Below are 21,203 nucleotides of genomic sequence, written 5' to 3'. Positions count from 1 at the left end.
GTCGCCATTACCGGATGTCAGCCAATAGCATAGATGCTCTAATCAGCTGACCCGGCCGTTTTGGAGAAGTTTCGACTTTTTTATTTGCGAATGTCTGGAACAGGCTTCGACGCCGCACGTGATGGCACGCTGCAGGTAGCAGCCGGGCGGTCGCTGCGCTTTTTTACCGCTGTTTTCGGCGTCCGTAGGGCTCATTACCGGTCGTCGGATCGTTGGACAATCCCGTCCAGGCGTTTGGTTTTCATCACTAAATCCCGATGCTGTCAGGCCGTAATGAGCAGCAACGGTGCGTAGCGCCTTTTCCGGGTGCGTGTGGCGGTCAATCTGCGGGCACGACGAGAAAATCCTTACATCTGCGCCGGAACATTTTGAAGCAGGGCAGGATAGAATCGGGCCGCAAGCCCCGGCCTTGACGTTGGCCTGAGGCGTTTACCCTATGACTGATTTCACTGAATCACTCTGATTGAATTGACGAGGATGGAAATGGAAGCCCCCGAGGTACTGGTACTGCAAGCGAGTTACACCAATCCTGTGCACGCGGATGCAATCGGGTTCGTATTGAATGAGTATTCAATGGATGCCTTGGGGACGGGGCGGCCTCTGTCGAACGACACCCGCCAGCAATTGGCAATCGAACTCGCGAAGCGTCCGTATGCGTTCAGTGTGCTGGCATTTATCTCGGGAGAGCCGGTGGGGCTGGTCAACTGCTTCGAGGGGTTTTCAACCTTTGCCTGTCGTCCGTTGGTCAATATTCATGACGTCGCGGTGATCTCGCAATATCGAGGCCTCGGTATCAGCCAGAAAATGCTGCTCAAGGTCGAGGAGATTGCACGCCAGCGTGGCTGCTGCAAGCTGACGCTGGAGGTACTGGAAGGCAACGAGATTGCGCAGGGGGCCTACAGAAAGCTTGGTTTTGACAACTATCAGTTGAGCCCTGAAATGGGGCGCGCGATGTTCTGGCAAAAAACGCTATAGAGAGCCGATTCGCCAGGGTTCTTTTCTTGATGGCGCTGGTGCAGACGTGCGCTAACCGGAGAGTGGAACTGGTTGCAGGGATCGACAGGAGGGCAGGTCAGGTGGGCAAGCCGAGTTATCGGGCTTGCCCTGAGGCGTTTTGAAGGATGATACAGTTACGGTCAGGCCTGAAGCATCTTGACGGGGGCGGATAACTGCGATTGCTGCAGCATCAAGCTCAAATGAGCCACTTTTTTCTGCAACTGCTCGCGCTCTTCTTTTAATGTGCGCAGTTCGTCACGACGGATAGTGACATACAGGGTTTGTGGTGCAAGTGCTGGTAGTACAGTGCCCATTGCTCACCTCGCAAATGGCGGATTCAACCTCAGAGAGGCCCGTGGCAATGACTTTCAATCCCTGACCGCCGCTGCTTACCCTCTCTATCGGCACCGATTTTGATTTCTTTTGCATGATTTTGGAACTTTTTTATTTTTAATTGTCGCGAATGTCTCTTAATCGCGACAAAATGCACCACAGGAGGGCGCTCGCGTCTTCATCTTCTCGCAAGGGAACCGACGTTCCGCCTCGCTTGACTAATCAGCATGCTCGTAACCTGTCGATGCGCTGGACGGCAAGCGAGGCACCTTTTTACGATTTAAGGAGCACCTTCATGCAACTTGGGATTATTGGACTGGGCCGCATGGGCGGCAACATTGCACGCCGTCTGATGCTGAATGGTCACACGACTGTGGTGTACGACCGTGATGAAGCATCGCGCAACGCCCTGGCCAATGACGGTTCGACTGCGGTCGCAGATCTGAAGGAACTGGTCAGCACGCTCGCCAAGCCCCGTGCTGTCTGGGTAATGCTCCCGGCAGGTGCGCCCACCGAAGACACCATTCAGACCCTCAGCGAGTTGCTTGACGCCGATGACGTGATCATCGACGGCGGTAATACTTTCTACAAGGACGATATCCGGCGCGCTCAGGAGCTCACTGAAAAGGGCCTGCATTACGTCGACGTCGGTACGTCAGGTGGCGTCTGGGGGCTTGAGCGTGGCTACTGCATGATGATCGGAGGCGAGGCCGCCGTTGTCGAGCGCCTCGATCCGCTGTTCGCGACACTGGCTCCGGGCCTTGGCTCGATCGAGCGCACTCGTGACCGCAAATCGACCGACGACCGCGCCGAACGTGGCTATATCCACTCCGGCCCTGCGGGTTCCGGGCATTTCGTGAAGATGATCCACAACGGCATCGAGTACGGAATGATGCAGGCCTTCGCCGAAGGCTTCGATCTTCTCAAACAGAAAAATTCCGAACACCTGCCGCCTGAACAGCGTTTCGACCTCAACACGGCCGACATTGCCGAAGTCTGGCGTCGTGGCAGTGTGGTGTCGTCCTGGCTGCTGGACCTGACTGCCGATGCCCTGGCTACCGACCCGCACCTGGATGCTTTCTCCGGTTCGGTTGCCGACAGCGGCGAAGGTCGCTGGACCATCGAGGCGGCCATCGAGCAGGCGGTTCCGGTTCCTGTACTGTCCAGCGCCCTGTTTGCGCGTTTCCGTTCTCGCCAGACAAGTTCGTACGCGGACAAGATGCTGTCCGCCATGCGCTTTGGATTCGGTGGCCACAAGGAACCCAAGTAATGGGCCTGTCGCGTGGCAGTGCCGAGCAAAAAACCGAGGTAGCCCCACCCACGACCCTGTTTCTGTTCGGTGCGCATGGAGACCTTGTCAAGCGCCTGTTGATGCCGGCGCTTTACAACCTGTCACGCGACGGTCTGGTGGATGAAGGGCTGCATATCGTCGGCGTCGATCACAATGCGATCAGCGATGCCGACTTTGCGAAAAAGCTCGAGAACTTTATTCGGGATGAAGCCGCCGGCAAGGTTGCTGGCGGTGGCAAGGATCCCCTCGACCCGGCGCTGTGGAGCAAGCTGGCCGAGCGCATCAGTTATGTGCAGGGTGACTTCCTCGACGATTCCACTTATCAGGACATCGCCAGCAAGATCGAGAGCACTGGCACCGCGAATGCGGTGTTCTATCTGGCCACTGCGCCGCGGTTTTTCAGTGAGGTTGCCCAGCGGCTGGGTTCGTCAGGTTTGCTGCAGGAAACCGAAAACGGGTTTCGTCGCGTCGTGATCGAAAAGCCCTTCGGCTCCGATCTGGCCAGTGCGGTTGAGCTCAATGGCTGCCTGCTCAAGGTCATGAGCGAGAAGCAGATTTACCGGATCGACCATTACCTGGGCAAGGAGACGGTGCAGAACATTCTGGTCAGCCGTTTCTCCAATGGCCTGTTCGAGTCGTTCTGGAACAATCACTACATCGACCATGTCCAGATCACGGCTGCGGAAACCGTAGGCGTCGAAACCCGCGGCAGCTTTTACGAACACACCGGTGCCTTGCGCGACATGGTGCCCAACCACCTGTTCCAGCTGCTGGCGATGGTTGCGATGGAGCCGCCTGCCGCTTTCGGTGCCGATGCCGTTCGCGGCGAGAAGGCCAAGGTGGTCGGTGCAATCCGGCCCTGGAGCCAGGAGGAAGCCCTGGCCAATTCGGTGCGTGGCCAGTATGCGAAGGGCGTGATGGGCGACAAGCAGGTCGTCGGTTATCGCCAGGAAGATCGCGTGGAGCCGGACAGCAACACCGAGACCTACGTTGCGCTCAAGGTCATGGTCGACAACTGGCGCTGGGTGGGCGTGCCTTTCTACCTGCGCACCGGAAAGCGCATGAGCGCTCGCAGCACTGAGATCGCCATCTGCTTCAAGCCTGCTCCGTACGCGCAGTTCCGCGATACCGAAGTCGACCGGCTCAAGCCCAACTACTTGCGGATCCAGATCCAGCCCAACGAAGGCATGTGGTTCGACCTGTTTGCCAAGCGTCCTGGCCCGGAACTGAAGATGGAAGATATCGCGCTGGGCTTCGCCTACAAGGATTTCTTCGAGATGCAGCCCTCCACCGGGTACGAAACCCTCATTTATGACTGCCTGACCGGTGATCAGACGCTCTTCCAGCGGGCCGACAACATCGAGAACGGCTGGCGTGCAGTGCAGCCGTTCCTCGACGCCTGGGCCGCGCAGCCGCAAGTGCAGCTTTACGAAGCTGGCAAGGATGGTCCGCAAGCGGGCGAAGAGTTGCTGAGTCGTGATGGTCGGGAATGGAGAGAATTGAATGTCTGAACTGCCCGTACAGTTCCTGTTGTCCGACATCGACGGCACGTTACTGCGCCGTGATCACAGCCTTAGCCAAGCCAATATCGACGCCATCAAGCGCCTGCGTGATGCGGGCGTTCACTTCACGCTGGCCAGCAGTCGCCCGCCCAGGGCCATGCGCCAGGTGATCGAAGCGCTGGGTGTGGATTTGCCCACCGTGGCATTCAATGGCGGCACCATCACTCATCCCGATGGCAGCCTGTTGGTGGCTCATCGCATTGACCCGCGCGCCGTTCGCATCTGTCTGGAGTTGTTTGCCGGGCAGAACGTTGCCATCTGGGTATTTGCCGATGATCAGTGGCTGCTGCTCGATCCCGACGCCGATTACGTCGATCATGAGCTCGATGCGCTGGGCTATGACTATGTTCAGGTCGAGAGTTTCGAGCCGTATCTGGATCGCGTCGACAAGATCGTCGCGGCCAGCGGTGATTTCGAGTTGCTCAAGACCCTTGAGGCGCAGCTCAATCCGCAGATCGAAGGACTCGCGCTGGCGGCCCGCTCGCAAAAATACTACCTGGATGTCACCGCGCTGGAGGCCAACAAGGGTTCCGCTCTGGTCGCGCTGGCGGACTATCTGGGCGTCGACCTGTCGCGTACGGCGGCCATAGGCGACGGCGGTAACGACGTGGCGATGTTCCACAAGGCAGGCTTGTCGATTGCCATGGGGCAGGGCGAGCAGACAGTCAAGGGACAGGCTGATCATGTTACTGATAGTAATGAGCAGGACGGAGTGGCCAACGCCATCGAGCGTTACATCCTGAACGCCTGATCAGCTGTTTACCCACGTTAACGAATCATCATCACGACGGGCATTTCTGGATGGCTGCACTGATCGAAGACTACGCATTGCTGGGCAACTGCGAGACGGCGGCGCTGGTCGCCCGTGATGGTTCGCTGGACTGGTTGTGTTTCCCCCGCTTCGACTCGACGGCCTGTTTTGCCGCTCTATTGGGGAGTGATGAACATGGCCGCTGGAAGATCGCGCCGACCGCCGAGGTTATCGCCGTCGAGCGCCGTTACCGCGACGGCACGCTGATTCTCGAAACCGTTTTCGAAACCCGTGACGGTCGCGCCATGCTGATCGATTTCATGCCCATGAAGACCTCCGGCCACGTGGTGCGCATGGTGGTCGGGCTGTCCGGTCGGGTCGAGTTCGCTGTAGACCTCGCCATCCGTTTCGATTACGGCAGCAGTGTGCCCTGGGTCGAGCGAAAGGATGCTCATACGCTGACGGCAGTGGCCGGACCGGAAATGCTGGTTTTGCGCAGTCCTGTGGCACTGCATCCTCAGGATCATCACACCGCCAGCCGTTTTCACGTCGATGAAGGCGAGCGCAAGGTCTTCACGCTGGCCTATCAGGCATCCTTTGCACCCTTGCTCGAGCAGATCGATGCCGACCAGGCTCTGGAAAGCACCGCTGCCTACTGGCGCGAGTTTTCTGATCGCTGCCCTGACGTCGGGCCGTGGACGGCTCAGGTAAAGCGCTCGCTGATTACGCTGAAAGCCATGACCTACGCGCCCACCGGCGGCATCGTTGCCGCCGTGACCACCTCACTGCCCGAACAGTTGGGTGGCGAGCGCAATTGGGATTACCGCTATTGCTGGCTGCGCGACGCCACCATGACCCTTCTGGCATTCATGAATCTGGGTTATTTCGAGGAAGCTCAGGCCTGGCGGGACTGGCTGTTGCGCTCGGTTGCCGGTAACCCGGAACAGATCCAGATCATGTACGGCGTAGGCGGCGAGCGGCGTTTGCAGGAGTATGAGCTGCCCTGGCTGGGTGGCTATGAGAACTCACTGCCGGTGCGCGTCGGCAATGGTGCGGCGACGCAGGTTCAGCTGGACGTCTACGGCGAAGTGGCCGACGCCATGATCCAGGCGCTGCGCGGCGGTATGGCGCAGCACCCGCGCAGCGTGGCGATTTCCAAGGTGGTCATGCCGTATCTGGAGAAAATCTGGCACCTGCCGGATGCGGGCATCTGGGAGATACGTTCCGAGCCGCGGCACTTCACGCACTCGAAAGTCATGGCCTGGGTGGCCTTTGACCGTAACGCCACGCAGATCGCCCAGGCTGCCGAGAGCGATGAGGATCGTGCGCTGGCAGTGCACTACCGGAAAGTGGCGGACGAAATCCATGCCGATGTCTGTCGCCACGGTTTCGATGCCGAGCTTGGCAGCTTCGTACAGACCTATGGCTCGACAGAAGTGGATGCCAGTCTGCTGCAGATTGTGCTGACCGGTTTTCTTGCGCCTGAAGACCCGCGAGTTATCGGTACTGTCGCGCAGATCGAGCGTACGCTGATGCAGGATGGTCTGCTGCTGCGCTATGACAACGAGCGCAGTGTCGATGGCGTTGCCGGTCGGGAAGGGACGTTTCTGGTCTGTTCGTTCTGGCTGGCCGATGCCTACGTCTTGCTGGGCCGGGCTGATGATGCCGCGCGGCTGTTCGAACGGTTGGTGGGTCTGTGCAATGACGTTGGTCTGCTGGCCGAACAGTACGATCCGAAGGGCGGGCGCATGCTGGGCAATTTCCCGCAGGCGTTCAGCCACATCGGCATCATCAATACAGCACTTAACCTGCACCGGGCGGTATGCCCGGCGCTGGCCCGGACGTCCGGCGTGCTCGAAGAGGCCTGATCAGCTGTCGCGGCCGGCCTTGCGAAAGGTCAGGTTGATCCGTTGCTCACCCAATTGCGGATGTTCTGCCTGCTTGATGGGCAGAATGCCGTGAAAGCGCAATCTGTCCTCGCCGCCCCAGACCACCACGTCGCCATGAAACAGGGAAATGCGTTGAGTCTTGTCGCTGCGCAGCAGGCCGCCGAACTGAAAGATGGCCGGTATGCCCAGTGATACCGACACCACTGGCCAGCGATGGTCGTGTTCGTTTCGGTCCTGATGCAGGGACATCCTGGCGCCCGGGATATAGCGGTTGATCAGACAGGCGTCAGGCACGAACCCGGCATAGCCGGCTGCGAGTGCGGCGTCCTGCGCCAGGTGCATGAAGGCGTCCGGCATCGCCGGCCAGGCCTGTCCTGTTTGCGGGTCGGTTGCCGTGTATCGATAACCATGACGGTCGGTTATCCAGCCCAGTTGTCCGCAACTGCTCAGCGCTGCAGACATGCTCAGACCGCTGGGGGTCTGCATGTGCCGGAACGGCGAAAGGCCCAGCGTTTCCTCAAGGGCGGCCAACAGTTGCGGCATGTCGGTCAGCGCAAAGCCTCTGAACAGCCACGACCCAGGCCCGATCCGCTCATCGCTGCGAGGCTGGGCCGTCTGGTCTGCGAACAGGTCCAGCGTGGCGGGAGTGTCACCTTTGCGTTGCATGGTCGGATCGAGCTCCGGTGAGTATCAGAGAGCCTTGCTGACCTTGACGTCGGTAATAAGGTCGTCGCTCTCGCCGTGCATTTTCTTCAAGGCGGCTTCGGCTTCCTCGGTGGACGCCGATTGCAATTGGGCGAATTCGAAGCGGCGTTCGCCATTGAGCTTATAGCTGACAGCGAATTTGGTCGTACGCGGGGCTGGATTGTTCACGGTGACTCCTTGCATCATCCCAGGCGAGAGGTCGAGCGCCGGACGATCTTGATCTTGTGAGTGAAAGGCAGTTTGCGTCCGGCGTTGGTGTCTGCCTTGCGGCCTGCAGTATCGATGGTGATGTTCCAGAAACCGGTGCTTGGCGCGGCGATCTTGGCCGGAAATCTGTCGAACGCGCCGCCATGATAGGTGTGCCGACCACCATTTTTAAAGCTGCGAAAATTCGCATCGTTCATCAGGCGAATATTGCAGGTCTGAGAGCACTCGATGACGACAAGGTCGTCCTCGTTGAGATGCTCACGCTGGTGTACGAATTTCATGACGGGCTCCGAAATGGGGGTTTTTCTGAAAAATCAAAACGATAGCATGCGACGCCCGCAATTTGACGTCGGTGAGCATTAATTTGCCGTGTTTCCGGGAAAAAATGCCTCAGCCGGGATTTAATTGCGCTGGGGCTTGTCGTAGGACCTTTATTTGGAGGCTTTGTATGAAACTGGCTGCTGTAGTAGTCCTGGCCCTGGCAATGACTGGCTGTGCCACAGTGAACGACATTGAGCATACACCCCCCACCATGAACGTGATGTCGGGCAAAAATCCTCAGGAATACGCCGATTGCTTCGCTGGCAAGATCAGCAGCAGTCGCAAGCCGCCTCTGATCGAGCCTCGGCATGACGGCCTGCGGGTCATCGTCGCGCAGAAACTCAGCAAGTCACCCGCGGCAGTAGTGGATATCGAAAGCCGCTCGGGCGGTAGTACGATCAAGGTCTACGAACGACTTTCCAACGTGCCCATTCGTTTCAGGGATGTGCAGAACGCTGCCGAAGCGTGCATTTCAGGCTGATCAGTCAGGCCGGGTCAGCTGGCCCTGTCCGCGGTGGACAGGGCGGCAGACCTGATTACTTGCAGACCACCAGCACGCTGCGGCTTTTGTAGTTGCCAACGTCCACGCCCAGCGTCTTGTCGCTTTCGGCAGGTTGCGGGGTGCCATCTGTGCCGACAATTTCATAACCTGTGCCTGCACAGGACGCATCCGCCTTTTCGTAGCAGCTTGCCCAGGACATCGCCTCGCCGGAGCAGTCGATGCTCAAGCCCTGTTTGCCGTTTTTCAGGTAGGTATTGGAGGCGGTTGCGCAGCCGGTGAGGCCCAGCACAGCAATAATGCACAAAATTCTGATCATGTTTTTCGCTTCGAGATAAGGCCAGGGAATTAACAAATGCGAGCGTTGGACTGATAACGGGTGCCATCGTTCCGCCATGTTTTGCATCATAAACTGCCTGCCTCCCACTTGTCGTCGCTTGCCGTTGGCGAAGCCGGGCGTAAAGTCCGCAGTCGTCGAGAAACGGTGTTGAGGTCCGGCCGTGCAGGCCTTGAGGGCAGTTTGACGGTGCCTTGAGCTGATTTTATGTAAAGGCAATATCCAGAAAGTGCGGAACTATCTGTACGAGTATTCCTCTATCATGGCATCGGACGGCCAAAGGCGGGGCATTGTAAGGTGCCTGCCTCATCATTAGACTGCGCCGTTAACACCAACAGCCCTTACCAAGGACTTTTATGATCAAGAAATGCTTGTTCCCAGCAGCCGGTTACGGTACTCGCTTCCTGCCAGCGACCAAGGCCATGCCCAAGGAAATGCTGCCGGTGGTCAACAAGCCACTGATCCAATACGGTGTTGAGGAAGCCCTCGCTGCAGGCCTGACCGAAATTTCCATCGTGACCGGTCGTGGCAAGCGCGCTCTTGAAGACCACTTCGACATCAGCTATGAGCTTGAGCACCAGATCAAGGGCACTGACAAGGAAAAGTACCTCGTTGGTATTCGCAAGCTGATCGACGAGTGTAGCTTCTCGTACACCCGTCAGACCGAAATGAAAGGTTTGGGCCATGCCATCCTGAGCGGTCGCCCACTGATCGGCAACGAAGCTTTCGCCGTGGTTCTCGCGGACGACCTGTGCGTCAACCCTGAGGGTGACGGCGTGCTGGCGCAGATGGTCAAACTGCACAAGCATTATGGCTGCTCGATCATCGCCATTCAGGAAGTCGATCCGCAGGAAACCAACAAGTACGGCGTGATCGCGGGTGAAGAGATCAAGCCGGGCCTGTTCCGCGTGACCAACATGGTTGAAAAGCCTAAGCCTGAAGATGCGCCGTCCAACCTGGCGATCATCGGCCGCTACATCCTGACTCCGGACATTTTCGAGAAAATCGAACAGACCGAGCCGGGCAAGGGTGGTGAGATTCAGATCACCGACGCCTTGATGAAGCAGGCTGCCGAAGGCAACGTACTCGCTTACAAGTTCAAGGGTGAGCGTTTTGACTGCGGTGGTGCGGAAGGCTACATCCAGGCGACCAACTTCTGCTTCGAGCATTTCTACAAAACCGGCAAAGCGCATTGATTTCTGATTGATGACGCCCGGGACAAAGCCACCTTCGGGTGGCTTTGTCATTTCTGACTGGCCGCCAAGCGGCTATGCTGTGCCTCTGCCAAGGAGATATCGATGGCCTTTGATTTTGATCTGTTTGTAATTGGCGCCGGCTCGGGCGGCGTCAGGGCGGCGCGTTTCGCTGCCGGTTTCGGCGCAAAGGTCGCTGTGGCCGAGAGCCGCTATCTGGGCGGAACCTGCGTCAACGTAGGATGCGTACCCAAAAAGCTATTGGTGTACGGGGCGCATTTTTCCGAGGATTTCGACCATGCAAAGGGCTTCGGCTGGTCGCTGGGTGAGGCCCAGTTCGATTGGGCCACGCTGATCGCCAACAAGGATCGTGAGATCAATCGCCTTAATGGCATCTATCGCAAGTTGCTGGTCGACAGCGGCGTGACGCTGCTTGAAGGGCATGCGAAATTGACCGGCCCGCAGCAGGTCGAAATCAACGGTCAGACCTACAGTGCCGAGCGCATTCTGATTGCCACCGGCGGCTGGCCCCAGGTGCCTGACGTACCAGGGCGCGAGCACGCGATCACCTCCAACGAGGCGTTCTATCTCAAAACGCTACCCAAGCGGGTGGTCGTTGTGGGTGGCGGCTACATCGCGGTGGAGTTCGCCTCGATTTTCAACGGGCTCGGCGCCGACACCACGCTGGTCTATCGCCGCGAGTTGTTCTTGCGTGGCTTTGATGGCGGTGTTCGCACCCATCTTCACGAAGAGTTGCTCAAGCGCCACATGACGATTCGCTTTAACAGCGATATCGAGCGTATCGACAAGCAGGCCGACGGCAGTCTGCTGTTGTCCATGAAAGGTGGCGGCACGCTCGAGACCGATTGCGTGTTCTACGCAACAGGGCGCCGCCCAATGCTCGACAACCTCGGTCTGGACAGTGTCGACGTCAAGCTGGACGAGCACGGCTATATCAAGGTCGATGACAATTACCAGAGCAGCGAGCCTTCTATCCTGGCCATCGGCGATGTCATCGGGGGTGTGCAGCTGACGCCGGTCGCTCTGGCTGAAGGCATGGCGGTCGCGCGCCGACTGTTCAAGCCCGAGCAGTATCGCCCGGTAGACTACAATCACATCCCGACGGCGGTTTTCAGTCTGCCGAACATCGGTACGGTCGGTCTGACCGAAGAGGATGCAATCAAGGCCGGTCACGATGTGCAGATTTTCGAGAGTCGTTTCAGGCCGATGAAGCTGACCCTGACCGATGATCAGGAGCGCACATTGATGAAGCTGGTCGTCGATGCCAAAACCGATCGTGTGCTGGGCTGCCATATGGTCGGGCCGGATGCTGGCGAAATCGTCCAGAGCCTGGCCATTGCCATCAAGGCTGGCGCGACCAAGCAGGTATTCGACGATACTATCGGGGTACACCCGACCGCGGCAGAAGAGTTCGTTACCATGCGGACGCCTGTCAAACGTTAAGTCACGCAACGCCCGGAGTTCAGGAAGAACTCCGGGGTAAGAGTTTCGAGAGGATGGATCCCGACGTGAATAGAGAACAGCCACCGGCCAGAATGCCATTGCATTCTGCCGAGCAGGACCGCGAAGTCGCGCAGCACATTGATGCCTTGCGTGAAAGCGAGCGTCAGTTCAGGGCATTGGCTGACAACATGAGTCAACTGGCCTGGACTGCCAGCCCCCGCGGGCAAATCCATTGGTACAACGAGCGTTGGCATGCGTACACCGGCGCTTCGCTCGAGGCCATGACTGCCCTGGGGTGGCGCTCGGTTCTGCACCCCGAACATCGCGAGCGCGTGATGGCGCGTCTGCAATACTGCTTTTCCACTGGCTCGATCTGGGAAGATACATTTCCGATACGTGGCAAGGGCGGCGCTTTCAACTGGTTCCTTTCGCGTGCGCTGCCGCTGCGCGACGCAAGGGGGCACATTACCCACTGGCTGGGTACTCACACCGACATCACCGCTCAGGTCAATGCAGAAGAGGCGTTGCGCGAACTCAACGAAAGTCTGGAGTTGCGCGTCGCCGAGCGCACGCGTGAGCTGGAAGCTGCAAATGAGCTGTTGCAGGCTGAAATTGCCGAGCGGGCGATGGCTGAAGAGGTCTTGCGCCATGCGCAGAAGATGGATGCTATCGGTCAGTTGACTGGTGGTATCGCCCATGACTTCAACAATGTACTTTCCGGCGTGATTGGCGCACTGGACATGATCAGGCTGCGTGTGGCTGCCGGGCGTGTCAGTGAGGTCGATCGCTACCTGGATGCCGCAGCGAGTTCTGCAAACCGTGCTGCTGCACTGACCCGCAGGCTGCTGACATTTGCCCGTCGGCAGTCGCTTAACGTCACCGTGGTGGATGTCAATTGCATGGGCCGCTCCATGGAAGAGTTGTTGCGGGGGACGGTCGGCGCTCATGCGCACCTGGAGATCGAGCTGGAGGAGGGGCTGAGCGCGGTGCGCACCGATGAGCATCAGTTGGAAAATGCCTTGTTGAATCTGGTCATCAACGCGCGCGATGCCGTACCTGTCGGAGGGAGGTTGTGCGTGCGCAGCCGCGCGTTAACGCTGGAGACGCAAAAAGACGGTCTGCTGCCTGGCGACTACGTACAGCTTAGTGTTGAAGATAACGGCTGTGGCATTGCTCGGGATGTTATCGATCAGGTGTTCGATCCGTTTTTCACCACCAAACCGGTAGGCCAGGGAACCGGCCTGGGTTTGTCGATGGTCTACGGCTTTACCCGGCAAGCCGGCGGACACGTGCATATAGAAAGCGCCGAAGGTCAGGGCACCCGGGTTGATTTGCATCTGCCATGCGGCGAGATAGCGCTGGCCTGAAGCTTGCTGATCAGGCTTTGTCTGATGGTTTCTTTCTGGTGGCTTTGGGTTTGTCCGGCTGATCGAGCCTTGTCTGCAGGTTCTCCAGTGCCGCTTCCTTCTTGGTCAGCAGCAGTTCCAACATGCGGCTCTGTTGCTGCGCATCGGTCATGCCTTGTTTAAGTGCGGTGTTTTCGTCCTGCGCGCTGCGTAACCTTTCTTCCAGCAGCGCGCATTGGGTGCGGGTGTGGTGCTGTTGTTCGGCGAAGGCGGCATTCTGCGTGTTGGCCTGCTTCAGCTGGTCGGTCTGGCTGTGCAGTTCGCGCAGGGTGTTGCGATTTTCAGCCAGCAACCTTTCGTTATCTCGATTGAGCTGTGTAATGTTTTCCTGGTGCATGGCAAGGCCTTGCTGTGCCTGTCGCAGTTCCATTTGCAGCTGCTGAACCTGGGTTTCGTGGCGTCGCTGCTCCTGCTCGCGTTGCTCCCTGATCGAGTTGCGATAGTGCTCCAGTGTCTCGCGGGCGTGCTGGTGTTTTTCTTCAAGCGAATGGATCTGCCCGTCCTTGTCGCGCAGGCGTGCCTCCAGGTCCTGATTGGCCTGAAGCAACCGGGCGTGTTCTGTCTGCACATCCTGCAGTGTGCCTTGCGTGTGGAGCAGGGCGGCGGCCTGCTGTTCCAGAGCCTGTTCACGCTGCTGTGCGTGTTTTTCCAGCTGGCTGATCTGCTCTTGAGTGCCCGCAAGTTGCCGCTGCAGGGTGTCGCGCTCGGCCTGATATTCATCGCGCGCCTGATCAATACGCTCTTGCGCCTGTTCCTGAAGCCTTTGGGCGAGATGCGCGACCAGATCGCTCAATTCCTCATTGATATCCGGCGCTGGGGCTTGCGTGGATTCAAGCTCCTTCAGATAGCGGTGGATAGTGGTTTTCGAGCCGGTATTGCCCATTTCGATACGTACCGCGTCGATGCTGGGGTTTTCGCCTCGGGACAGCAGGGACGCTCTCGCTTTCTGCACTAACGCCTTGTTTACACCGCCACGGGCCATGCTGTCTCCTACGATTTCATACTGTGGTATGTACTCTGTAATTACATACTATATGTTTTGAAATAATTAGCCATTTTTTGAATTAATTAACACGGGATATTGGCGTATTATCCCGTGTCAGGCGTCTTCAGCTCCCTTTACGGCGCCCTTACCGGTACACCCGAGCAGGTTTGAGCCATGAATGACGTTGATCGCTACATCGAGGCGGCGACCCGCGACAACACGCGCCGCAGCTATCGGGCTGCCATCGAGCATTTCGAGGTGACATGGGGCGGGTTTCTGCCGGCGACCAGCGAAAGCGTGGCGCGTTACCTGGCCAGCCATGCCGGGACGCTGTCGGTGAACACCTTGAAGCTGCGTTTGTCAGCGCTGGCTCAGTGGCACGTCAGCCAGGGTTTTGTCGATCCGACCAAGGCACCGATGGTGCGCAAGGTCATCAAGGGCATTCGTGCGCTGCACCCCGCACAGGAAAAGCAGGCCGAGCCCTTGCAGTTGCAGGATCTGGAAAAAGTCATCGCCTGGCTGGAGATCGAAATACGCGAAGCAAGCGCACAACACGATCAGCCACGGCTGTTGCGCGGCCGACGCGATTCGGCGCTGATCCTGCTGGGGTTCTGGCGCGGGTTTCGTAGTGACGAGCTATGCCGCCTGCAAGTACAGGACGTCAAGGCCATCGCCAACTCGGGAATCAGCCTGTATTTGCCGCGGAGCAAAGGCGATCGAGAAAATCTGGGCCGCACCTATCAGACCCCGGCCTTGCAGCGGCTTTGCCCGGTTCAGGCCTATATAGAGTGGATCAACTGTACCGCGCTGGTACGCGGTCCGGTCTTTCGGGCAGTGGACCGCTGGGGTAACCTTAAAGAGGAGGAGTTGCACGCCAACAGCATCATCCCGTTGCTGCGTCAGGCGCTCCAGCGTGCAGGCATCGCCGCCGAGCGCTACACCAGCCACTCGTTGCGTCGCGGTTTTGCAAGCTGGGCGCACAGCAACGGCTGGGACCTCAAGTCACTGATGTCCTATGTAGGCTGGAGGGACATCAAGTCGGCGATGCGCTACATTGATGCCGCTCCGTTCCTGAGCCCATCGGAGGCGGGGAGCGGTCCGAAGGTTTCTTCTATCGATAAGCTGCCTTCATAGTGAAAAGCAATCAGTGACATCAGGTTTGCCAATGAGCGATTGTCATCGATCATGCGTAAGCTTCACTCCATCGAATTCACAACCCATCCAACCCATCAGGAGATATACCGATGCCTATCATCAACAGCCAAGTAAAACCGTTCAAGGCTACCGCGTTCAAGAACGGCGCTTTCGTTGACGTCTCGGACGCTGACTTCAAAGGCAAGTGGTCTGTCGTATTCTTCTACCCGGCCGACTTCACCTTCGTATGCCCGACCGAGCTGGAAGACCTGGCTGACAACTACGAAGAGTTCAAGAAGCTGGGCGTTGAAATCTACAGCGTTTCGACCGACACCCACTTCGCCCACGCTGCATGGCACAACACTTCGCCAGCAATCGGCAAGATCCAGTACACCATGATCGGTGACCCGACCCTGACCATCTCCCGCAACTTCGACGTGCTGATCGAAGAAGCCGGTCTGGCGGATCGCGGTACTTTCGTGATCAACCCTGAAGGTCAGATCAAAATCGTCGAACTGAACGACGGTGGCGTTGGTCGTGACGCTTCCGAGCTGCTGCGCAAGATCAAGGCTGCTCAGTACGTTGCCGCTCACCCGGGCGAAGTCTGCCCAGCCAAGTGGAAAGAAGGCGAAGCTACTCTGGCTCCGTCCCTGGACCTGGTTGGCAAGATCTGAGTCGCATGAATCGGCTGGGGGCGTTGAGCTCTTGAGCAAGTAAACCGCATCGCCCCAAAAAACGCCCGGGCGGTAATCGCCTGGGCGTTGTTATTTCTACCCTTTGTAAACAGGAAGCCGCCACATGTTGGACGCCAATCTTAAAGCCCAGTTGAAATCCTATCTGGAGCGGGTTACTCGCCCCATCGAGATCGTCGCGTCCCTTGATGACGGCGCGAAGTCTCAGGAAATGCTTGCACTGCTCAATGATGTGATCAGTGTTTCCAAGGACGTCACCCTGAATGACAGCGGCACCGACGCACGTACGCCGTCGTTCTCGCTGAGCAGCCCTGGCCACGATATCAGCCTGCGTTTTGCCGGTATCCCCATGGGTCACGAATTCACCTCGCTGGTCCTGGCGCTGCTGCAAGTCGGCGGCTATCCACCCAAGGTCAGTGCGGAAACCATCGAACAGGTTCGCGCACTTCAGGGCGAATTCCATTTCGAAACCTATTTCTCGCAGTCCTGCCAGAACTGCCCGGACGTCGTCCAGGCCCTGAACCTGATGGCAGTGCTGAACCCTGGTATCAAGCACGTCGCTATCGACGGTGCACTGTTCCAGGAAGAAGTCACCGATCGCAAGATCATGTCGGTGCCCAGCATCTATCTGAACGGTGAGTTGTTCGGTCAGGGCCGCATGGGCCTGGAAGAGATTCTGGCCAAGATCGACACCGGCGCCGGTGCGCGTCAGGCGGAAAAACTCAACGCCAAGCAGGCTTTCGATGTGCTGGTCGTCGGCGGCGGCCCGGCTGGCTCGGCCGCGGCAGTCTACGCTGCGCGTAAAGGCATCCGCACCGGTGTTGCTGCCGAGCGTTTCGGCGGTCAGGTGCTCGACACCATGGCCATCGAGAACTTTATTTCGGTACAACATACCGAGGGGCCGAAGCTGGCCGTGGCGCTCGAAGAGCACGTCAAGCAGTACGAAGTCGACATCATGAACCTGCAGCGTGCCGACAAGCTGATTCCTGGCGCAGCCGGCGAGTTGCACGAAGTGAAGTTTGCCAGCGGTGCCAGCCTCAAGGCCAAGACGCTGATCCTTGCCACTGGTGCACGCTGGAGGGAGATGAACGTGCCGGGTGAACAGCAGTACCGTAACAAGGGTGTGGCTTATTGCCCGCACTGTGACGGTCCTTTGTTCAAAGGCAAGCGCGTCGCTGTCATCGGTGGCGGTAACTCGGGTGTCGAGGCTGCAATCGACCTCGCAGGTATCGTGTCTCACGTGACTCTACTGGAGTTCGACGTGCAATTGCGTGCCGACGCGGTGCTGCAGCGCAAATTGCACAGTCTGCCGAACGTGACCGTGATCACCAGTGCGCAAACCACTGAAGTGACAGGTGATGAGCAGAAGGTCAACGGCCTGCGCTACAAGAACCGCACCACAGGCGAAGAGATCAACGTACCGCTCGAAGGTATCTTCGTGCAGATCGGCCTGCTGCCCAACAGTGAGTGGCTCAAAGGTGCCATCGAGTTGTCGCCGCGCGGTGAGATCGTGGTCGATCCTCGCGGTGAAACCTCGGTGCCAGGCATCTTCGCTGCTGGTGACGTGACGGTTGCACCGTACAAGCAGATCATCATCGCCCTGGGCGAAGGTGCCAAGGCCTCGCTGAGCGCCTTCGACCACCTGATCCGTACCTCCGCCCCTGCCTGATCGGAGAGCGGTAAACGAAAAGCCCCGTGAGCGATCACGGGGCTTTTTGCTTTCTACGCGGATCGCCCCTTGCCGAAGCGATCACCGGCAGTCTCAGAGCGGCGTTGGCTGGATGATCTCTACCCAGTAGCCGTCCGGGTCCTTGATAAAGGCCAGGCTGTTCATGCGGCCATCGGACAAGCGCTTCTGAAAGTCGACGCCCAGGCTTTCAAAACGCTCGCAGGCGACTTTCACATCCGGCACCGACACGCAGATATGGCCAAAGCCGCGCGGGTCGCTGTTGCCGTTATGGTAAGACGCTGTGGCATCGCTTTCGGTACCGTGGTTATGGGTCAGCTCCAGAATGCCGGGGATCGACTTCATCCATTCGTTGCGGGCGGCGTCGTCTTCCGGGATCTGTGCCTTGTCGACCAGCGCCAGGAAGTACAGGCTGAATTCGGCTTCCGGGAAGTCACGCTTCTCGACCAGGCTGAAGCCCAGTACGCGGGTATAGAAATCAAGCGATTTGGTAATGTCCTTGACGCGCAGCATGGTGTGATTGAACACAAACTGCCGGGTGGCCGCTTCAGGATCGGCTGTGACGCCCGGTAGTGTGTTGAGTTCGTGCAAGCTCATTAATGTGTCTCCAACAGAATGTACAAATAATGCCAAATGATACGGGGCAGGGCGCGCAGTGCCAAACCCGGCTCGGATAACGTCGCGTCGGCCTTGCTCGATGCCGACAACAGGCTCAGAATTTCGGGTCATCCGTTCTGGCGACCCGATCATGATCCTTTCGCACTACCGACGCTCCGTGCCAAGCCTTTGCCTGTTCCTGCTGTTGGGCACTGCACAGGTGCATGCCGCCGATGCAATGATCGTCTGGCCCGCAGGCTGGGAGGTCGAGTCGATACCGACCGAGTCGGGCGAGCCCGTTCAACCTTCCGTGCAAGTCAGACAGCGCGCGGTGAAAAACGATCAAAGTGGAAATCCGCTGATGGTCATGGAACTCACCCAGACGCGCCTGACGCCAGGGCATGAAGTCAATGTCCAGGGCGTTCTGCTGGAAATGCGCAAGTCGATTCAGGTCAATTTTGCCCGGAGCGGACTGCAGAGCGCTTGCACGCATGTCCGTGAAAGTCGACTCAGCGTCGTGCCCGCACTCGAAACCACCTGCACCATTACTCAGAATGGTGTGCACGTGCTGACCCAGACACTGGTCGCGGCCGCCAGCAAGGAGCTAGCCTGGTCGTTGTCCTATGCGGGATCGGCAGACGGCTATGCGAACAACAAGGATGAGGCACTGCGTATTCGCGAGAGTCTGCGCCTGGACGATACGCAGTGACCTCTGCCTTTTCGCAGGCAAAAAGAAGCCCGCCGAGGCGGGCATGGGGCGCTATTCCTTTAGCGGTCTTCATCATCCGAGAGTGCATGTGAAAAAAGTGTGAAGCTCCGCTGTGCTGCGAATGGGGTGCTCTTCGACGCGCCGAATCATTGAGAAACAAATAAGGATGTATCTCATTACACCGCCAAACTGAATAATTACTCTACACACTTCAGGAACTGTTCAGGTTTGTAACTGTGTGCTGAATCGCATAATCCAGATTTATTGGCGTCATTATTCTCGCGGTATTTTCCCGGTGCCCTGAAGTATATGTACCGGGCAGTTCACTCAATCATGTATATGAATTCCCGGTGTCCAACGAAAGGAACTGTGTGTGCGTCCGGGGAAAAAGCTGCAGTGCGCAGGTGATCATATGCAGCGGCGCAGACAAAAAAGCCCTGCACGTGCAGGGCTTCAAGTGACAACTTGCAATCAGGCACGAAGCCATGAATCAACAGTGTCTACACCGTATTGCTCTTTCCACGCCTTGAGGCCGCGATGGTTGCCGCCCTTGGTTTCAATCAGCTCACCCGTGTGCGGATTCTGGTAAACCTTGACCACACGTGCGCGGCGACGCTTTGGACCTGCGGGTGCGACCAGTGAGGTAGCGCTTGCAGGGTCAAGGATTGCAATGATGTCACGCAGGCTTTTGCCGTAGGTGCCCATCAGGTCCTGGAGCTTTTGCTCGAATTCGATCTCCTTTTTCAATCCGGCGTCATTCTTCAACGATTCCAGCTGTGCAAGCTGTTCCTGAAGGGCTTTCTCTGCTGCTCGAAACTCGGCAAGTCTGGACAATTAATATACTCCAACAATGTAATGGCTGTTGTCAGCCCTATAAAGCGATGAGACAAAACTGATGACCGATTCGCTCACTCGAGGGTGCCCGATACCTGCGGTTTCTATGCTGAAACTTGGCCTTCGCGGCTTGTCATTGCGCAGATAGAGGGTATTTATAACTCAGTCGCCCGCAAATGATGCACTTTTTTTTTCAGTTAGAAAATAGCCTTTTTCAAATTCGTTAAATGAAGCGGGGAGACGATGTTGGATATAGGGGATGATGTCCGTGTTGTACGCGGAGGGGCAGTGTAAGTTATTTCCGATATTAGCCACGGATGGAAAACGTGTCATGAGAGAGTGGGTAGCTTAAAAAGAGAAATATCCGACAGGCAATAGGACTATCGGATGAGGAAATGGCAGAGCAGTGCGAACGCCGCGGACTGAAAGGCGTGTAGACCATGCAAAGATAGCCTTTGGCCTGTCTCGGCGTTGCGTTTCTGACCCTACAGTCCCTGTTGCAGCACAGGGTCATCCGGGTTCTGCTGTTCGAGCTCGGCCAGCAGAATCTGCACGTTCTGCAGCTGACCGTTCTCTTTCCAGTACTGGATCAGCAGCACTCTGGCCTTGCGATTGGCGGGCTGGTTTTGAACGATCTGAGTCAACTGCCGCTGTGCCGCTTCAAGCTCGTTCAACGAGTGCAGGGCAACCGCCAGGTCATAGCGATAGTCGTTGTTATCGGGCGCCAGTTCCGTGGCCTTGGCCAGGCTGAGCACGGCGAATTCAGCCTGGCCGTGGTTCAGCAGCCACATGCCGAGGGCATGCTGGAGCAGGGACGAGCCAGGGTTATGCTCGAGCAGTTGCGCGAAAAGGCTGCGCGCCTGCTCGGCCTGGCCCTTGCGGTCCAGTAATTCGATATGCGCCAGCGCTGCTTCGATATTGCCCGGGTCCAGCGCGGTGGCGCGCTGTAGCGCCGCGAGCGCGGGTTCCAGGTCGCCGGTCTGCAGATACAGCCTGGCCAGTTGCAGCTGGTTTTGTGCGCTTTGCGGCTGGCTCTTGAGTGACTCCTGAAACGCCTCGGCACTTTGCTGCAGAACGGCAAAGTACAGGCCCAGCTCATCAGGTGAGAGGCCAAGCAGGGCGCTGGTGGCGCGAAACCTGACGGATTGTTCGGCGTCATCCAGCAGGGGGCCGAGCAACAGACTGCGCTGACTGTTGGAGACCAGCCTGACACTGACATCGATGGCCGCTTCGCGCACTTGCGCGGACGGGTTACTCAAGGCCGCATCAAGCAACTTGAGGGCCTGGGGGCTGGGATAGTCGCTCAGTTCGGCGAGCAGGCTGATGCGTTGCGTGTCAGACAGGTCAGTCCGTCCCAGTTGTTGATACAGCACGCGCGCGGCACCCGGTTTACCGTCGTGTGCCTGTTCCAGCGCCTGGGCATAGGTATGACTCAACCTGGCCGGCGCGGTCTGGACGGGCGTGCGCCACCACCAGAAAACCAGCGAAAGCATCAGCAGCGCTGCAGCCGCTGCGCCGATCAGCCAGCGACGTCGAGAAGTGGGTTGAGGCGATAACCCCATGGTAGAAAGTCTGGGCATATCGATTTCCAATGCTTGACGGGTTGCAGCT

At 58.0% G+C, this 21,203-nt stretch carries 22 protein-coding genes; 13 read left to right on the top strand and 9 right to left on the bottom strand.

The features are described from left to right. Positions 1 to 483: 483 nt before the first annotated feature. Positions 484 to 975: a GNAT family N-acetyltransferase gene (locus tag BLR16_RS03205; RefSeq protein WP_003364477.1), complete on the top strand. Its 492-nt coding sequence runs from the start codon at positions 484 to 486 to the stop codon at positions 973 to 975. 161 nt (positions 976 to 1,136) lie between these two features. On the opposite strand, the gene BLR16_RS03200 is transcribed toward BLR16_RS03205, so the two are convergent. Continuing rightward, positions 1,137 to 1,310, bottom strand: a complete 174-nt coding sequence (locus BLR16_RS03200) for a DUF6026 family protein (protein WP_074806158.1) — start codon at positions 1,308 to 1,310, stop codon at positions 1,137 to 1,139. A gap of 263 nt (positions 1,311 to 1,573) precedes the next feature. On the opposite strand from BLR16_RS03200, the gene gnd reads away from it, so the two are divergent. Genes gnd through BLR16_RS03180 form a run of 4 tightly spaced genes read left to right on the top strand, consistent with a single transcriptional unit; the run spans position 1,574 to position 6,801 of the window. Further along, entirely contained in the window at positions 1,574 to 2,599 is a 1,026-nt protein-coding gene (gene gnd, locus BLR16_RS03195; protein ID WP_072366055.1) for a phosphogluconate dehydrogenase (NAD(+)-dependent, decarboxylating), read from the top strand. After that, complete coding sequence (gene zwf / locus BLR16_RS03190; protein WP_004413763.1) at positions 2,599 to 4,131, top strand: glucose-6-phosphate dehydrogenase; 1,533 nt, start codon at positions 2,599 to 2,601, stop codon at positions 4,129 to 4,131. Before gnd ends, zwf begins: the two co-directional genes overlap by 1 nt. Beyond that, positions 4,124 to 4,933, top strand: a complete 810-nt coding sequence (locus BLR16_RS03185) for a Cof-type HAD-IIB family hydrolase (RefSeq protein ID WP_054081012.1) — start codon at positions 4,124 to 4,126, stop codon at positions 4,931 to 4,933. Before zwf ends, BLR16_RS03185 begins: the two co-directional genes overlap by 8 nt. Before the next feature lie 50 nt (positions 4,934 to 4,983). Beyond that, positions 4,984 to 6,801 carry a glycoside hydrolase family 15 protein gene (locus BLR16_RS03180; RefSeq protein WP_044309394.1) on the top strand — a complete coding sequence of 606 codons (1,818 nt, stop codon included), beginning with the start codon at positions 4,984 to 4,986 and terminating at the stop codon, positions 6,799 to 6,801. Here the strand turns inward: BLR16_RS03180 and alkB are convergent, their stop codons facing one another. The 3 genes from alkB to BLR16_RS03165 are packed head-to-tail and all read right to left on the bottom strand — an operon-like array spanning position 6,802 to position 8,015. Beyond that, positions 6,802 to 7,488, bottom strand: coding sequence for a DNA oxidative demethylase AlkB (gene alkB / locus BLR16_RS03175; RefSeq protein ID WP_004413757.1), 687 nt, complete (start codon positions 7,486 to 7,488; stop codon positions 6,802 to 6,804). It lies immediately after the preceding gene. 24 nt (positions 7,489 to 7,512) lie between these two features. After that, positions 7,513 to 7,695 (bottom strand): hypothetical protein, encoded by a 183-nt coding sequence (locus tag BLR16_RS03170; protein WP_003364465.1) that lies wholly within the window; start codon positions 7,693 to 7,695, stop codon positions 7,513 to 7,515. Positions 7,696 to 7,709: 14 nt separating this feature from the next. Next, positions 7,710 to 8,015 (bottom strand): DUF1883 domain-containing protein, encoded by a 306-nt coding sequence (locus BLR16_RS03165; RefSeq protein WP_003364463.1) that lies wholly within the window; start codon positions 8,013 to 8,015, stop codon positions 7,710 to 7,712. Positions 8,016 to 8,182: 167 nt separating this feature from the next. Between BLR16_RS03165 and BLR16_RS03160 the strand changes: the two genes are divergently transcribed. Further along, on the top strand, positions 8,183 to 8,536 hold the full coding sequence (locus BLR16_RS03160; protein ID WP_003411257.1) for a hypothetical protein: 354 nt from the start codon (positions 8,183 to 8,185) through the stop codon (positions 8,534 to 8,536). Positions 8,537 to 8,591: 55 nt separating this feature from the next. Here BLR16_RS03160 and BLR16_RS03155 read toward each other — a convergent pair whose 3' ends face one another. Further along, positions 8,592 to 8,873 carry a hypothetical protein gene (locus BLR16_RS03155; protein WP_042930286.1) on the bottom strand — a complete coding sequence of 94 codons (282 nt, stop codon included), beginning with the start codon at positions 8,871 to 8,873 and terminating at the stop codon, positions 8,592 to 8,594. 374 nt (positions 8,874 to 9,247) lie between these two features. On the opposite strand from BLR16_RS03155, the gene galU reads away from it, so the two are divergent. The 3 genes from galU to BLR16_RS03140 all read left to right on the top strand — a co-directional run bounded on the left by galU (position 9,248) and on the right by BLR16_RS03140 (position 12,915). Next, positions 9,248 to 10,087, top strand: coding sequence for a UTP--glucose-1-phosphate uridylyltransferase GalU (gene galU, locus BLR16_RS03150; RefSeq protein WP_003364457.1), 840 nt, complete (start codon positions 9,248 to 9,250; stop codon positions 10,085 to 10,087). A gap of 102 nt (positions 10,088 to 10,189) precedes the next feature. Continuing rightward, on the top strand, positions 10,190 to 11,548 hold the full coding sequence (gene gorA, locus BLR16_RS03145) for a glutathione-disulfide reductase (protein ID WP_003364454.1): 1,359 nt from the start codon (positions 10,190 to 10,192) through the stop codon (positions 11,546 to 11,548). A 92-nt stretch (positions 11,549 to 11,640) separates the two neighbouring features. After that, on the top strand, positions 11,641 to 12,915 hold the full coding sequence (locus BLR16_RS03140) for a hybrid sensor histidine kinase/response regulator (protein ID WP_074806161.1): 1,275 nt from the start codon (positions 11,641 to 11,643) through the stop codon (positions 12,913 to 12,915). A 10-nt stretch (positions 12,916 to 12,925) separates the two neighbouring features. Here BLR16_RS03140 and BLR16_RS03135 read toward each other — a convergent pair whose 3' ends face one another. Then, positions 12,926 to 13,936 carry a DNA-binding protein gene (locus BLR16_RS03135; RefSeq protein WP_054081008.1) on the bottom strand — a complete coding sequence of 337 codons (1,011 nt, stop codon included), beginning with the start codon at positions 13,934 to 13,936 and terminating at the stop codon, positions 12,926 to 12,928. A gap of 177 nt (positions 13,937 to 14,113) precedes the next feature. Here BLR16_RS03135 and BLR16_RS03130 point away from each other — a divergent pair, with 177 nt between their 5' ends. The 3 genes from BLR16_RS03130 (at position 14,114) to ahpF (ending at position 17,434) form a co-directional block, all read left to right on the top strand. Further along, positions 14,114 to 15,073, top strand: coding sequence for a site-specific integrase (locus BLR16_RS03130; protein WP_058417359.1), 960 nt, complete (start codon positions 14,114 to 14,116; stop codon positions 15,071 to 15,073). 110 nt (positions 15,074 to 15,183) lie between these two features. Beyond that, entirely contained in the window at positions 15,184 to 15,747 is a 564-nt protein-coding gene (ahpC, locus tag BLR16_RS03125; protein WP_002553298.1) for an alkyl hydroperoxide reductase subunit C, read from the top strand. Between the two features lie 124 nt (positions 15,748 to 15,871). Then, positions 15,872 to 17,434, top strand: a complete 1,563-nt coding sequence (gene ahpF, locus BLR16_RS03120; protein ID WP_004413744.1) for an alkyl hydroperoxide reductase subunit F — start codon at positions 15,872 to 15,874, stop codon at positions 17,432 to 17,434. 93 nt (positions 17,435 to 17,527) lie between these two features. Here ahpF and gloA read toward each other — a convergent pair whose 3' ends face one another. Then, the gene (gene gloA / locus BLR16_RS03115; RefSeq protein WP_003364444.1) at positions 17,528 to 18,049 is read right to left on the bottom strand and encodes a lactoylglutathione lyase; all 522 of its coding nucleotides are present in this window, start codon (positions 18,047 to 18,049) and stop codon (positions 17,528 to 17,530) included. Positions 18,050 to 18,149: 100 nt separating this feature from the next. Here gloA and BLR16_RS03110 point away from each other — a divergent pair, with 100 nt between their 5' ends. Then, a complete protein-coding gene (locus BLR16_RS03110) occupies positions 18,150 to 18,758 on the top strand; it encodes a DUF4946 domain-containing protein (RefSeq protein ID WP_161437854.1) in 609 nt (202 codons plus the stop codon). A gap of 471 nt (positions 18,759 to 19,229) precedes the next feature. Here BLR16_RS03110 and BLR16_RS03105 read toward each other — a convergent pair whose 3' ends face one another. Both BLR16_RS03105 and BLR16_RS03100 read right to left on the bottom strand, forming a co-directional pair. Then, positions 19,230 to 19,592, bottom strand: coding sequence for a histone-like nucleoid-structuring protein, MvaT/MvaU family (locus BLR16_RS03105; protein WP_003364441.1), 363 nt, complete (start codon positions 19,590 to 19,592; stop codon positions 19,230 to 19,232). 485 nt (positions 19,593 to 20,077) lie between these two features. Further along, entirely contained in the window at positions 20,078 to 21,172 is a 1,095-nt protein-coding gene (locus tag BLR16_RS03100; RefSeq protein WP_024663677.1) for a HEAT repeat domain-containing protein, read from the bottom strand. Positions 21,173 to 21,203: the final 31 nt, after the last annotated feature.

The sequence above is a fragment of the Pseudomonas sp. BS3767 genome (assembly GCF_900099665.1).
GTDB classification, from domain to species: Bacteria; Pseudomonadota; Gammaproteobacteria; order Pseudomonadales; family Pseudomonadaceae; genus Aquipseudomonas; species Aquipseudomonas cerasi.
This window is presented reverse-complemented; position numbering and strand designations above follow the sequence as displayed.

What these genes read in the sequence shown, in the direction of transcription:
- gloA (WP_003364444.1), bottom strand. Translation starts at nt 18,049, where the DNA reads ATGAGCTTGCACGAACTCAACACACTACCGGGCGTCACAGCCGATCCT.
- BLR16_RS03200 (WP_074806158.1), bottom strand. Translation starts at nt 1,310, where the DNA reads ATGGGCACTGTACTACCAGCACTTGCACCACAAACCCTGTATGTCACT.
- gorA (WP_003364454.1), top strand. Translation starts at nt 10,190, where the DNA reads ATGGCCTTTGATTTTGATCTGTTTGTAATTGGCGCCGGCTCGGGCGGC.
- gnd (WP_072366055.1), top strand. Translation starts at nt 1,574, where the DNA reads ATGCGCTGGACGGCAAGCGAGGCACCTTTTTACGATTTAAGGAGCACC.
- BLR16_RS03165 (WP_003364463.1), bottom strand. Translation starts at nt 8,015, where the DNA reads ATGAAATTCGTACACCAGCGTGAGCATCTCAACGAGGACGACCTTGTC.
- BLR16_RS03135 (WP_054081008.1), bottom strand. Translation starts at nt 13,936, where the DNA reads ATGGCCCGTGGCGGTGTAAACAAGGCGTTAGTGCAGAAAGCGAGAGCG.
- ahpC (WP_002553298.1), top strand. Translation starts at nt 15,184, where the DNA reads ATGCCTATCATCAACAGCCAAGTAAAACCGTTCAAGGCTACCGCGTTC.
- BLR16_RS03160 (WP_003411257.1), top strand. Translation starts at nt 8,183, where the DNA reads ATGAAACTGGCTGCTGTAGTAGTCCTGGCCCTGGCAATGACTGGCTGT.
- BLR16_RS03205 (WP_003364477.1), top strand. Translation starts at nt 484, where the DNA reads ATGGAAGCCCCCGAGGTACTGGTACTGCAAGCGAGTTACACCAATCCT.
- BLR16_RS03155 (WP_042930286.1), bottom strand. Translation starts at nt 8,873, where the DNA reads ATGATCAGAATTTTGTGCATTATTGCTGTGCTGGGCCTCACCGGCTGC.
- galU (WP_003364457.1), top strand. Translation starts at nt 9,248, where the DNA reads ATGATCAAGAAATGCTTGTTCCCAGCAGCCGGTTACGGTACTCGCTTC.
- BLR16_RS03180 (WP_044309394.1), top strand. Translation starts at nt 4,984, where the DNA reads ATGGCTGCACTGATCGAAGACTACGCATTGCTGGGCAACTGCGAGACG.
- BLR16_RS03100 (WP_024663677.1), bottom strand. Translation starts at nt 21,172, where the DNA reads ATGCCCAGACTTTCTACCATGGGGTTATCGCCTCAACCCACTTCTCGA.
- zwf (WP_004413763.1), top strand. Translation starts at nt 2,599, where the DNA reads ATGGGCCTGTCGCGTGGCAGTGCCGAGCAAAAAACCGAGGTAGCCCCA.
- alkB (WP_004413757.1), bottom strand. Translation starts at nt 7,488, where the DNA reads ATGCAACGCAAAGGTGACACTCCCGCCACGCTGGACCTGTTCGCAGAC.
- BLR16_RS03185 (WP_054081012.1), top strand. Translation starts at nt 4,124, where the DNA reads ATGTCTGAACTGCCCGTACAGTTCCTGTTGTCCGACATCGACGGCACG.
- BLR16_RS03130 (WP_058417359.1), top strand. Translation starts at nt 14,114, where the DNA reads ATGAATGACGTTGATCGCTACATCGAGGCGGCGACCCGCGACAACACG.
- BLR16_RS03140 (WP_074806161.1), top strand. Translation starts at nt 11,641, where the DNA reads ATGCCATTGCATTCTGCCGAGCAGGACCGCGAAGTCGCGCAGCACATT.
- ahpF (WP_004413744.1), top strand. Translation starts at nt 15,872, where the DNA reads ATGTTGGACGCCAATCTTAAAGCCCAGTTGAAATCCTATCTGGAGCGG.
- BLR16_RS03110 (WP_161437854.1), top strand. Translation starts at nt 18,150, where the DNA reads ATGCCGACAACAGGCTCAGAATTTCGGGTCATCCGTTCTGGCGACCCG.